The sequence below is a fragment of the Secundilactobacillus muriivasis genome (assembly GCF_054785195.1).
This window is the reverse complement of record NZ_BAABMI010000009.1, coordinates 14,921-27,428: the sequence shown is the minus strand read 5'-3', so window position 1 is coordinate 27,428 and position 12,508 is coordinate 14,921. Positions and strand designations below refer to the sequence as shown.

The 12,508-nt window shown below is 46.7% G+C and carries 16 protein-coding genes; 1 reads left to right on the top strand and 15 read right to left on the bottom strand.

The genetic code is table 11. The features are described from left to right. Positions 1-4: 4 nt before the first annotated feature. Positions 5-289 (bottom strand): co-chaperone GroES, encoded by a 285-nt coding sequence (gene groES / locus ACYVR3_RS02220; RefSeq protein ID WP_057152398.1) that lies wholly within the window; start codon positions 287-289, stop codon positions 5-7. Between the two features lie 247 nt (positions 290-536). After that, a complete protein-coding gene (locus ACYVR3_RS02215; protein ID WP_461242953.1) occupies positions 537-1,175 on the bottom strand; it encodes a redox-sensing transcriptional repressor Rex in 639 nt (212 codons plus the stop codon). A gap of 539 nt (positions 1,176-1,714) precedes the next feature. Between ACYVR3_RS02215 and ACYVR3_RS02210 the strand changes: the two genes are divergently transcribed. Continuing rightward, a complete protein-coding gene (locus tag ACYVR3_RS02210) occupies positions 1,715-3,682 on the top strand; it encodes an ABC-F family ATP-binding cassette domain-containing protein (protein WP_461242952.1) in 1,968 nt (655 codons plus the stop codon). A 374-nt stretch (positions 3,683-4,056) separates the two neighbouring features. Here the strand turns inward: ACYVR3_RS02210 and tsaD are convergent, their stop codons facing one another. The 13 genes from tsaD to ACYVR3_RS02145 form a co-directional block, all read right to left on the bottom strand. Then, positions 4,057-5,079, bottom strand: coding sequence for a tRNA (adenosine(37)-N6)-threonylcarbamoyltransferase complex transferase subunit TsaD (gene tsaD, locus ACYVR3_RS02205; RefSeq protein ID WP_461242951.1), 1,023 nt, complete (start codon positions 5,077-5,079; stop codon positions 4,057-4,059). A 31-nt stretch (positions 5,080-5,110) separates the two neighbouring features. Continuing rightward, positions 5,111-5,572, bottom strand: a complete 462-nt coding sequence (gene rimI / locus ACYVR3_RS02200) for a ribosomal protein S18-alanine N-acetyltransferase (protein WP_461242950.1) — start codon at positions 5,570-5,572, stop codon at positions 5,111-5,113. Next, on the bottom strand, positions 5,565-6,140 hold the full coding sequence (gene rimI / locus ACYVR3_RS02195; protein WP_057152395.1) for a ribosomal protein S18-alanine N-acetyltransferase: 576 nt from the start codon (positions 6,138-6,140) through the stop codon (positions 5,565-5,567). Before rimI (ACYVR3_RS02195) ends, rimI (ACYVR3_RS02200) begins: the two co-directional genes overlap by 8 nt. Further along, positions 6,124-6,846 (bottom strand): tRNA (adenosine(37)-N6)-threonylcarbamoyltransferase complex dimerization subunit type 1 TsaB, encoded by a 723-nt coding sequence (gene tsaB, locus ACYVR3_RS02190; protein WP_461242949.1) that lies wholly within the window; start codon positions 6,844-6,846, stop codon positions 6,124-6,126. Before tsaB ends, rimI (ACYVR3_RS02195) begins: the two co-directional genes overlap by 17 nt. 65 nt (positions 6,847-6,911) lie before the next feature. Then, complete coding sequence (locus tag ACYVR3_RS02185) at positions 6,912-7,694, bottom strand: acyl-[acyl-carrier-protein] thioesterase (protein ID WP_461242948.1); 783 nt, start codon at positions 7,692-7,694, stop codon at positions 6,912-6,914. A gap of 10 nt (positions 7,695-7,704) precedes the next feature. Then, positions 7,705-8,592, bottom strand: coding sequence for a 16S rRNA (cytidine(1402)-2'-O)-methyltransferase (rsmI, locus tag ACYVR3_RS02180; protein ID WP_461242947.1), 888 nt, complete (start codon positions 8,590-8,592; stop codon positions 7,705-7,707). A 19-nt stretch (positions 8,593-8,611) separates the two neighbouring features. Beyond that, entirely contained in the window at positions 8,612-8,950 is a 339-nt protein-coding gene (locus ACYVR3_RS02175) for a DNA replication initiation control protein YabA (protein ID WP_461242946.1), read from the bottom strand. A gap of 169 nt (positions 8,951-9,119) precedes the next feature. Further along, positions 9,120-10,151: a DNA polymerase III subunit delta' gene (holB, locus tag ACYVR3_RS02170; protein ID WP_461242945.1), complete on the bottom strand. Its 1,032-nt coding sequence runs from the start codon at positions 10,149-10,151 to the stop codon at positions 9,120-9,122. Positions 10,152-10,163: 12 nt separating this feature from the next. Continuing rightward, the gene (locus ACYVR3_RS02165) at positions 10,164-10,493 is read right to left on the bottom strand and encodes a cyclic-di-AMP receptor (protein ID WP_054736967.1); all 330 of its coding nucleotides are present in this window, start codon (positions 10,491-10,493) and stop codon (positions 10,164-10,166) included. A 14-nt stretch (positions 10,494-10,507) separates the two neighbouring features. Further along, positions 10,508-11,143 (bottom strand): dTMP kinase, encoded by a 636-nt coding sequence (gene tmk, locus ACYVR3_RS02160; protein WP_461242990.1) that lies wholly within the window; start codon positions 11,141-11,143, stop codon positions 10,508-10,510. 150 nt (positions 11,144-11,293) lie between these two features. Beyond that, entirely contained in the window at positions 11,294-11,536 is a 243-nt protein-coding gene (locus ACYVR3_RS02155; RefSeq protein ID WP_461242944.1) for a YaaL family protein, read from the bottom strand. A gap of 15 nt (positions 11,537-11,551) precedes the next feature. Continuing rightward, a complete protein-coding gene (gene recR / locus ACYVR3_RS02150; protein ID WP_461242943.1) occupies positions 11,552-12,151 on the bottom strand; it encodes a recombination mediator RecR in 600 nt (199 codons plus the stop codon). Positions 12,152-12,168: 17 nt separating this feature from the next. Continuing rightward, positions 12,169-12,483, bottom strand: coding sequence for a YbaB/EbfC family nucleoid-associated protein (locus tag ACYVR3_RS02145; RefSeq protein WP_054736970.1), 315 nt, complete (start codon positions 12,481-12,483; stop codon positions 12,169-12,171). Positions 12,484-12,508 lie beyond the last annotated feature (25 nt).

Genomic DNA, 12,508 nt, shown 5'->3' with positions numbered 1-12,508 from the left:
TGGATTAGTCGACGACTGCGACAAGATCCTTTTCGTGAACGACCAAGTAAGTTGCGTCCGCGTACTTCACTTCAGTACCGGCGTATTTATCAAACAAGACGGTGTCGCCTTCTTTAACGATTGGCGCAACCTTTTCACCATTATCAAGCACGCGGCCTTCGCCAACGGCAATTACTTTAGCAGTTTGTGGCTTTTCTTGAGCATTGCTTGCAAGTACGATGCCGCCAACAGTCGTTTCTTCTTCTTCTTGTGCTTGTAAAATCACACGGTCTCCTAATGGTTTTAACACTTGAATCCCTCCAATAAATGTAAAGTTTAGCACTGTTAGCACTCACCTAACATAAGTGCTAATCACAAGTACTACTATAAAATTATTCGTTTTCAATTGCAAGTTATTTAACCAAGATATTCCCGAAAAATTCAGTTGTTTTTTAACTCACCCTTGAGAATCAACGCTATCATGGCCTTTTGAGCCGCTAAAAATGGCAACAAAAAAACTGACTAATTCCGGAAAATCCGTTATCAGTCAGTTCAGATTAAGCTTCTTCGTTATAGTGGTCTAAGAAGTAAATTAAAGTTTGTAATTCGTTGGTTAAATCAACGTTTTGAACCCGAACATTGGTTGGTACTGAAACCCGAATTGGGGTAAAGTTCAAGATACCGCGAACACCACCCGCAATTGCTTCATCGGTTGCATCCTGTGCAACCTCAGCGGGCACCGTTAAAATAACGATTTTGATTTGTTGATCGTTCAATTGTTGCCGCAATTCGTTCATTGGATAAATTGGCACACCACTCTTAACGGTGTTTGCCAAATCATCGCGAACATCAAATGCCGCGCTGATTCGCACGTTACTGTTTTGGTGGAAATTAAAGTTGAGCAACGCATTCCCTAAATTACCAACCCCGATTAAAGCTGCGTTAGTCAGCTTATCCTGATTTAAAATCTTCTTGAAAAATTTAAGTAAACTATCAACGTCGTAGCCATAACCCCGTTTACCGAGGGCTCCGAAGTAGGAAAAATCGCGCCGGATCGTTGCCGAATCTACCTTAACGGCTTCGGAAAGTTCGGTCGAGGAAACCCGGGTCTTATCAGCATCCCGTAAGATGTTGAGGTACCGGTAATAGATTGGTAGCCGTTTGGCCGTCGCTTTTGGAATCTTTGTTTCAGTCAAGTTAAATATCCTCCTTGTGAATTTTGGTAACTAAAAATGATCTCAACTTCAATAATAGCTAACCCATTAAATGATTACTGCTTGTGAAATTATCATCCGAGTCAATTGTAGCATAATCATGAAGTTTGTGAAATGATTTTCAATAAAAAACCGGCAACCTCCCCTTACCGACCATGGCAAAAGCGTGTTACTTCAATGATTTCACAAGGTTAATTTTTTATCAAGTTCCCATAGATTGCCTTTAATTCAGCCAATTTCATCCAGTCATTGACAATTGATTGGGGACGTTGTGAAAATAATTGGCCGTTTATATCATGTAATTGACGGTTATTTTTCTTAATTGACTATCAGAATAAAATGTTCGTGAAAGCGCATACTTTACCTAATGATGATTGCTACCCACTTATTGAATTAACCACCCGCTAATTGTTTGATCCACTAGGCCATTTCCCATCCGTTCGGCCAACTTAAGTAAAAACCATGCTATAATTAGAGGATATCCTATATTGTGATTCATTCGAAAGGCAGGCTGATTCAACATGTTATTACAAGTCCAACAAGTGACACGGCGATTCGGTGCCGATACCCTTTTTTCTAATGTCAGCATGGACGTGCCCGAACACGGCCGCGTTGCGCTTGTTGGTCGAAACGGTGCCGGTAAATCGACGCTCATTCGCATGATTACCGAAGGCGAAACCCCGGACGAAGGTCAAATTATTTCTAAACGGGGCATCACGATCGGTTACTTAGCCCAAGATACCGGGCTTGATTCCAACCGCACGATTTGGGAAGAAATGGCCAGCGTCTTCAAGGCCCTTCAGGAACAAGAGGCTAAGTTGCACGAGTTAGAAGAACAGATGAGTGATCCCGACGTCATCAATGACGCTGAGCAATTTGCCCAAATTTCCGCAACCTACGATCAACTACAAACGAACTTTAAAAACCAAAACGGCTACGGCTACCGAGCTGAGATTCGGGGGGTCCTGCACGGTTTCGAATTTGACGAACCCGACTACGACCGCTCCATTACTGAACTATCTGGTGGTCAAAAGACCCAGTTAGCACTCGCCAAGCTATTGCTTGAAAAACGCGACCTTCTGGTACTGGACGAACCGACCAACCACTTGGACGTTGAAACGCTCACCTGGCTTGAAGGCTACATTCAAAGCTACAAAGGCGCCCTACTCATCGTCTCTCATGACCGGTACTTCCTCGACCGCATTGTCACGGAAGTTTACGATATGTCGATTGGGACTCTGACCCACTACCACGGTAACTATTCAAACTACGTTGACCAAAAGGCCGCCCGTCTACAACGGGAATGGAAAGAGTACGAAAAGCAACAGGACAAAATCTCTAAACTCGAAGATTTCGTCAATAAAAACATCGTTCGGGCGTCCACCACTAAGCGGGCTCAAGCTCGACGAAAGCAATTGGCAAAAATGGACCGCTTAGATCGACCAGAAACTGACGATAAAGTAGCCCACTTTGAATTTGTTCCGGACCGACAAAGCGGGAATATCGTGTTAACCGTTGATGATTTAGCAGTTGGCTATTCGCCCGATAACGTCTTGGCTGATCCCGTTAACCTCGATATTAACAAGCATCAAGCGATTGCCATCGTCGGCCCCAATGGCGTTGGTAAATCAACCCTGCTCAAAACAATTCTGGGTAAAATTCCGGCAATTCGGGGTAAGGTAACCTTTGGGACCGGTGTTGATACCGGGTACTACGACCAAGAGCAACGTTCCCTTCACGATAAAAAAACCGTGTTAGACGAACTCTGGGATGATCACCCCACTACTCCTGAAGGTGATATTCGAACCATTTTAGGCAGTTTTCTCTTTACTGGTGAAGACGTTGATAAAATGGTCCACAGTTTAAGTGGTGGTGAAAAGGCCCGGCTTTTATTGACCAAGTTAGCCATGAATCACGATAATTTCTTGATTCTTGATGAACCAACTAACCACTTGGACATTGATAGCCGGCAGGTGTTGGAAAACACGCTAAACGACTTTGACGGCACGATCCTATTCGTTTCTCACGACCGGTATTTTATTAACCAAGTCGCCACCTCCGTTGTGGAACTCTCTGCCAGTGGTTCTGAGCTTTACTTGGGTGATTACGATTACTACCTTGAGAAAAAAGAGGAACAAGAAGCCCTCGCTGCGAAAAAGTTAGCGGATGAATCACCTGATACCCCGGTGACCGCGACGAAGACCGTTAGCCAAAGTAAACAAAATTATCAACAATCAAAAGAATTACAAAAGCAGCAACGTAAACTATCCCGGGCCGTTGAATCGCTAGAGCAGCGCCTCACTGAACTCAGTGATGAACAAACCGAGTTAGAAACGCAAATGACCAAGCCAGAAACGTTCAACGATCCGCAAAAGATGAATACGCTCCAAAACCAATTAACTGCGGTAACTGCCGAGATTGAACAGGTGGAAACTGATTGGGAAGAGAACTCGATGGCGTTGGAAGAGTTGAATGAAAGTAACAAGTAATGGCGTTACGTTTTAAAATTAAAAAACCGGTGACTGTCTGAATGGACGGTCATCGGTTTTTTTGTTTGGAGATTGGTCGTTTGTCATACTTAGGGATCACTGTTTAGTATGCCACCTAAAACTATACGATTTAACACCGTTATTGCCTTATGTGTCGAGCTTCTGGCAACGTTGGTTTCGACGCGAGCGAATTGGTTATGTGGCAAAAATCGGTTACTAAAATTGAATTGTTTCCGTTGGTTCGTTCCGGCATCCGCGCCGAAATGCGTGAGGAGCAGCAGACCGTTATGTATAAAGCAGCCCCAGTAAGACTATCCAAAACCCGGATAGTCTTACTGGGGCTGCTTTATACGCCACGGTCTAACCGCTGCTCCTCACGCTCTATACGCAAACGACAACCCCGGCTCCGCATTCAACGTTGCGTCACCGAATTGTTGTTGCTGGTATGACACATAGGCTGCGGCACCGATCATTGCGGCGTTATCGCCACATAATTTAATTGGGGCTTTGACGAGTTCAACGTTCTTGAACGCTGATAATTCCGTTGTCAAACGATCTCTTAACCCTTGGTTTGCCGCTACGCCACCCGCTAGAATCAGCTGGTGAACATCTGGATAAGCTTGTAATGCCCGAACCGTCTTGTCAGCAAGCACTTCAACCACCGCTTGTTGAAAGCTGGCGGCTAAGTTGTTGCGATCCAACGTTTCGTGAATTTGATCCGCGTGGTGAACCGTATTGATGAACGCGCTCTTCAAGCCACTAAAGCTGAAATCAAAGCTGTCATCGTGGTCCATTGCCCGTGGAAAATCAAACGTATCTTCTCCCAGATGCGCTAATCGATCGACCTCTTTACCGGCCGGATAGTTGATACCTAACACGCGGCCAATTTTATCATAGGCTTCACCCGCTGCATCGTCACGCGTTTCACCGATAATTTCAAACTTACCGGGCTCCGCAAGATAAACGAGTTCGGTGTGCCCGCCTGATACTAAGAGGGCCAATGCTGGGAATTCAATTGGCTTCACATACCGAGCCGCGTAAATGTGCCCTGCCATGTGATTGACCGGAATCAATGGTAGGTTGTGGGCAAACGCCACGGTCTTTGCCGCCGTTACCCCGATCAACAACGCGCCAACCAATCCTGGACCGTAAGTCACTGCAATCGCTGATAACTCATCGTACGTTACCTGGGCTTCAGCCAGTGCCATTGAGATACATTCCGTAATCTGTTCAATATGGTGGCGGCTGGCCACTTCCGGAACAACGCCACCAAATCGTTGATGACTTTTAATTTGGGTCGCAACAATGTTTGATAAAATTGTCTCCCCGTTTTCGATCACTGCAACACTGGTTTCATCACAGCTTGACTCAAAGGCCAAAATCAAGTTCCGTTCCACTTAGCTGATACTCCCTTCACTCATTTACCGGTTAAACCGTTAATTTCATTAAAATTGCGTCTTCATTTGGATGCTGATAATAAGCTGGTCTCGTCCCAATCACCTGAAAGCCCAATCGCTGATACAACCGCTGCGCTGGCAGGTTCGATTGCCGAACTTCTAAAAATACCATCGTCCCAGCGTCAAGATTGGCGAGTAGGGTTTCAAATAACCGGGTGGCCAATCCCTGTCGCTGATGCGTTGGATGAACCGCAATCCCCGTCACATCCACTTGATCAAGCACCTGAATGACGCCTAGATAGCCGACGACTTGTCCATCAACCGTTAGCACGACGTATCGCCGGTGAGCCGCCTGTAAATCGCGTTCAAAGCTAGCTAACGGCCACGCCTCACCAGTTGGGTAGGCAGCCTGGGCAGTTGTCCAAAACGCTTGCGCGAGGTCACGCTCAACCGCAATCGGTGCCGCAACCAGTTCAACGATCGGTTCAATCATCAGCGTCACTCAACGTCAACACCATATCTACGGCATCCTCATGGTCACCAAAGTAGTACCCCTTTTTGATGCCCGCTTTCGTAAATCCGAGATCCTGATACAAGGCTTGCGCCCGAACATTACTCCGACGAACTTCCAGCGATAGTTGGTTTAAGCCCAAATGTTGGGCTTTTTTGATCATGATTTGAATCAAAAAGTGCCCCAGACCACGACTTTGATAATCGGGAACGACCGCAATGTTGGTAATATGGGCATCACTTTTCACTTCGTTAAACGTGCACCCAATAAAGGCCAATAACCGATCATGTCGTCTCATGACTAAATATAAGCGGTCCGTTTCGCGACGAAGTTCACTCGCAAATGCCGCCGAATCCCACGGCGTTTTGCCGCCATAAACTGCCCGTTCAATGCCGAGCATCTCCGGAATATCGGTAAATTGAGCCTTGGCGAGAAAATAGTCCACGTCTTGAATCTGAACCTCGTGGTTTTTAATGTCCAAAACATCTTGGTATTTCGCTTCTTGCACCTGAAAAATTTGGCGGTACCAGTTTTTAAACTTTTTCAACATAGTCGTTATGATCCTCTTCTGGGTGTTGCTTTTGCCAATCCGCTTCTGCTTTGGTCAATCGTAGATAGCGTGGTACAAAGGCGTCCACGTCCGTTACTGGCGGTAAAGCTTGGCCAAGTCGACCAACCTGAGCGGCGCTGGGTAAGCTCCAAACGGCAGGCAACGCAACGAAATGGTCACCCAACTGTTGTCCCAATCGGTCTTGGAAGTTATCAAGATCGCCTAAAACAACCACTTTTTCATCCAACGCCACTAATTTTTTCAGCAAGTCTTCAAACGCGATGTGTTGATCAGCGATGACCGCAACGGGCTGTTGATCAACGATGCGATAAACACCCGCAAAAACGTTGTCGTTACGACCATCAAACAAAACCGTCACTAATTGCTGATTCGTTGTGACGTTGGCGGCAATCGCGGCCAAACTTGAGACCCCAACTAATTCGATATTTAAGGTTGAAGCTAACGTTTTCGCGGTTGTGACACCAATCCGAAGCCCCGTGTAAGACCCAGGACCATCGGCGACAACGACCCGTGTCAAATCCCGTGGTGTCAGTTTTGCCGTGTGCATCAATTCTTCAATGATCGGTAGTAACTGCGCCGCGTGTTTTTGATTCACCGTTACCGTCGTGGTGGCCAAAACCTGATCATCCGCCATGACCGCCACACTTAACGGCCGATTTGACGTGTCTAATGCCAGTACATTCATTTCTCGATAGTCCCCTTCGTTCATTCGCCTGTTTTGACCACTCAATGTCAGCTGAGTGGTCCTTTTTAATCAGTCTGAGGTTCAGTTGCCGTTTGTTTCGGTACCCAACGACACTCTGCTTCAGTCGCAACTTCACCATCAGCCATCGTGATACGGTGCTTCGTCGTGATCGACGAGGTCACATCGGTTACTAAAGCCGCCTCACTCGTTACGGTATGGTGATACTGAACTTCGTTTTCAAACCGAATATTGAGTGACACCAAGTCGTGCCGGGTTAAAAAGCTCATTGGCAATGCATCGAGTAACCAGTCAAAGTAGCGTGAGTTGTTCACGTGACCGTTACCGTCGATGTCAAAATACCGAACACCATACTGCTTCGTCATCACTTGATCCGCATCCGTTAACCGTTTTGGTCGACCCAAACGGGGAATCATTTTAACCTGTTCTGATTCAAATGGTTTAATGATGGCTTCCGGAATCGTCACAATTTTACGGGTTTCGTAGTTCATCGTGACCCAGATACTTTCGACGTGCACGCATTCGTTACCGGCCTCGTCATGCACCCAAAATTCACGGAAAGCAAAGTAGCGATTATAACAAGTTGCGCGCGTTGTCAACGTAATGGTTTCATTAACTTGCGGCATTCTTGTAATGTCGATTTTATACTGCGTCACAACCCAGCCGATGCCAAGTTGGCTGACGACGTCACTGCCGACGCCAAGTGAGGTGGTTTGATCCTCTGACGCTAAAATAATCATGTTGATCAGCATTGATGGCGTTACCGTGTTGGTAACATCCGTTTCGTAAAAGGTAATTTGGTGTGTTTCGTTAAACGTGTTCGCGCCCATCCGTCTTCCTCTAATTCTTTTCGATATGGTGATAAATTTGATAAACTTCTTGTTTCTTCAGTTGCCGCAAATGGGCAACGTTTTTAATGGCTTCGTTTGTTTTTTGACCCTGATCAATTAATTGATCGACGTGTTCTTCAATGCTAAGTTGACTAAAGTCTGGCGTTTCTTCATCCACGCCCGGATTAGCATTGCCACTCACGATGATCACAAATTCACCGCGAACCTGGTCAGATGATTTGGCCCACGCTAAGAGTTCATCTAAACTGCCACGAATAAACTCTTCGTGACGCTTTGTTAATTCACGACAAAGTGACGCCTGCCGTGATCCACCGAGACCATCAACTAACCCGGTCAACGTTTTAGCCAACCGGTGTGGTGCTTCGTAGAAAATCAAACTCTCTGGCCGATTGACCAGTTTGGCTAACGTTTCACGTTGCAACTTTGGTTTTCGATCTAAGAAACCAAAGAAGTAGAATGGCTGTGGCGAAACACCTGAAGCAATCAGCGCCGTTAACGCAGCGTTAGCACCAGGTAATGGCACCACCGGAATGTCAGCTGCGATACAAGCCACCACTAATTCATGGCCTGGATCACTGATCGATGGCATCCCAGCGTCGCTCACCTGAGCCACGCTTTCACCAGCTGTCAACCGGGCAACCAGTTGCGGAATTCGTTCCTGCGTATTATGTTCATGGAAACTAATTTGAGGGGTCTCAATTTCAAAGTGATTCAGTAACTTCTGCGTGTTACGGGTATCTTCGGCCGCAATAACGTCAACCTCTTTTAACGTTTCGACACTTCGATACGTCATATCACCCAAGTTGCCAATTGGGGTCGGCACCAGATACAAGGTCCCGGTTGTTTGTTGCGGTGAAAAACTTAATTGTGATTGCACACTAAAACTCCTTTATCTACTACCGTTTGCCATAGAGGACACTGAGACAAAACGCACATTCTTCTTCATCTTTACGACGTTCGCCATAAAAATCATTACAGATGTGAAACCCTTGATCATACAGCATTACCAAGTTCTGCAACCCCTTTGATAACTGGGGTTCTTGGTTTCCCGGCGTAATTGCCTGATCATGTTCACGCTTGACTAGTTCACGCAAATGCTGATTTTCAATGGTTAACTCTGCATTTTGCTCCAACGTTGCCGTCACTTCTTCTTGAACCTGCTCAAACTGAGTGATCAGCTGAGCCATGTTCAGTTGAAGTGCCTTTAGATCTTCATAAACGTCTGGTTTTTTCACGTGCGCACCCCTCTTTTTGAAAATGGCAACCGATTATGTACGTGACGTCGGCTTGCCGTTGTCACTGATCAGTCCATCTCTGGATAACTGTTTTATTTCTAATTACTTTCATTGTAACCACGTTTACCAAAGTCGTATACCCCTAAGTGCGAGGTCCGACAAGAAACCGCTACGATTTCGCCAACAAATTCAAGCTATTTAGCGTCAACGTTTCCAAAATCGTCTGGAAATTGAGGTTCCCGGCTAAAGCCTTTTTGGTTGCCAACGCCGCCGTCAAAATGGCGAGTAAGTTCTTTTGAGTTAGCGATTGGGCCACCGTGGTCATGGTCGCGATCAACTCTGGAAACGCTGGTGTTTCAGTTGCCGTTTGGTACTTGAGCCGCAACGTGGTTTGCCAAAGGACGATCAGGGCATCCAAGACCACCGACTGCCGGTTGCGATCCGTTGCCAACGGAACTAAGCCCGTTTGAACCGTCACAAATGCCATGGGATCCTGTTTAGCCAGTTGACCATACCACCGAGCGAGTTCATGCTGTAAATCCCCCACCCAGTTATCCGCTACCAACGCCATCGCATCCGTTTCACTATTGGTCAACGCACTCACGAGCCCAATTTGGTTTTCGGAAACCTGTTGTTGCCGCAGCGTTTGGGCAAAAACCGGCGTTGGAATCGCTGAAAACTCCACAACCTGCGCACGAGATTGAATCGTTGGTAAGATCAAACTCTTGTTAGTGGTCAGTAAAAAGATGACTCGGTTATCAACGGGTTCCTCAATGAATTTTAGCAAGCCGTTTGCTGCACTCGTCGTCAACGTTTCGGTGCCTTCGATAATGAACACCTTCATTGCGCCTTCAACCGGGCTTTTGGCAAACTCATCTTTGATATAGCGGACCTGATCGACCTTAATGCGTTGCCCATCGGGTTGCACCATCACGACGTCGGGATGGTCACCTGATAGAATTCGGTGACACTCCGCACACGTCCCACATGGTTCACCCGTTTCAGTCGGGTGTTCACAAAAAAGCCGCATGGCGACCATCTGCGCAACGGCCCGTTTACCGCAGCCCGTTTGCCCCGCTAGCAGGTACGCATGACTCAACCGCTGAGTGGCCACAAGCCGCATAAAGTGCGCTGCCAACACGGGTTGTTTTTGCGTTGCTTCTTGTACCGTATTTAACTGGCTGTCTACTTCCACCGTCACAAGGGCCTCCTACTAAAATTGATGAAACTGTTCGATTGGGAGTACGAACACCGTTGCTCCACCAACCTGAACTTCAACCGGGTAACCAGAGGTGCTATCCATCTGAGCATCCAAATTCACGGGTGGCGTCATAAATTGCTGACGGGTGCGCGATGTTTCGTGGATCAAATCCAGGACTTCTTGTACCCGTTCATCTTCGATTCCAATCATATACGTGGTATTACCGGACTTTAAGAAACCACCGGTTGTTGACAACCGGGTCACCTGAATCTCGGCTTTGATGAAAGCGGTCCGTAACCGGTTAGCATCCTTATCTTGAACAATTGCGATGATCATTTTCATCCGTTATTCCCCCTCTATGCCTGAGTGATTGCCCGGCGGACAAGCTGATCAGCTTCCGCAATCACCGTCGCTAATGGCTGTGTTGCATCAATGGTCATAATTCGTTCTGGATTGGCCTGCGCTAATCTTAAGTACGATGCCCGAACGCGCTGGTGAAAACTTAACGCCTCTGCATCTAACCGGTCAACCGCTTTTTCTCGAGTCCGAGTCCGCGCCAAACCAACTTCAGAAGGCACGTCAAAATACAAGGTTAAATCAGGCGTCAGCCCATCCGTTGCAAACTGGTTCATCTCATAAACGGCATCTTCCCCGATTTCTCGACCAGCGCCCTGATAGGCCACTGAACTATCAACAAACCGGTCACACAACACCACCTGATTAGCAGCCAACGCTGGTGCAATCGTTTCGTTAATGTGCTGACGTCTTGCTGCTGCGTAAAGCAACGCCTCTGTCCGGACGTCCATTTCAGTATTCTTAGGATCCAAGATAATGTGGCGGATGGCCTCAGAAATCTGATTACCACCCGGTTCACGAGTCACGACCAGCCGTGAACCGTAGTCTTGCGTTAACTGTTTTACAATTGCCGATAAAACGGTTGTTTTCCCGGCACCATCTGGTCCTTCAAAGGTAATCAATAAACCTGCCACGATGCTGACCCACCCTTACTTAATAAGTTAATTTTTGTTAGTTTATCATAAAAAAACGATTTTGAACCAGTTGACCAGGCCCAAAATCGTCTAGAAGCCGTCGCCGGTTCCTGACCATTAAAACTTTGGGTCAAGGAACCGAATCCGTCTTAATTAGAAGTCAAACACTGACGCTTGGATGTGGTGGCCATGGACCTGTCGTAACCGGGCTTCTCGGTATAAAAACAGGTATTTTTGCCGCGCCAACTTGGTTTGCGATGTGATCTCTTCGTCCACATCAGCCACCGCCAATTCGGTTTGCTTCGCATGGTCCCACTCTTCTTTGACCCGCTCGATGGTTTCTAACAGCCGGTCATCATATTCTCGTCGTAATTTTTGTTGCTTTGCGCCAAACACGCGATCACTTCCTGACTACATTTCAGTTCGGCCTTCAACGGCTTTAAACAACGTCATTTCATCTGCATACTCAATATCGGTACCTACGGATAACCCGTGCGCCAACCGCGTCACTTTGATGCCAGCCGGTTTGATCAATCGTGATAAATACATCGCGGTTGCTTCACCTTCTGGCGTTGCGTTCGTGGCAACGATAATTTCCTTCACGGCCTCATTACTTTGAAGTCGCTTCAGCAAACTGGCAATGTTGAGGTCTTCTGGCCCCTTGCCTTCGATTGGAGAGAGCACGCCATTTAACACGTGGTATAACCCGTGGTACTCCTTCATTTTTTCCATGATCATGATGTCTTTGGCTTGTTCGACCACCAGAATCTGACTTTGGTCACGGGTCTTATCCCGACAAATATCGCAGGGATCGCCCTCCGTTAAATTACCACAGATCGAGCAAAAATGCAGGTCCCGCTTTGCCGAAATCAGTGACTTAGCAAACCGGGTCACATCATCGTTGTTCATATCAATGGTGTAAAAGGCCAACCGGGTTGCGGTCTTCTGGCCGATTCCCGGCAATTTCATGTAACTATCAATTAATTGTGCAATTGGTTCCGGATACTGCATAGGTAACCTCGCTTTGTCTACATCCCAGATAACTTGTTGGTGTACTTACCCAACGTTTGTTGACCTTCTTCATCGATCTTAGTGAGGGCATCGTTAACAGCCGCTAACACTAAGTCGCTTAACATATCTGGATCATCAGGATCGATAGCTTGCGGATCAATAGTCATGTCCGTCATCTGCCGTTTGCCTGAAAAAGTCACCTTGACCAGTTCATCAGGCGAAACACCATCAAATGACTTGGCTTCCATGACCTTTTGTTCTTCAGCCATTTGCTTTTCCATTTTCTTCATTTGTTTCATCATGTTACCCATATTACCCATACCACGCATCATATTAATAACCACCTTTAATTATTTG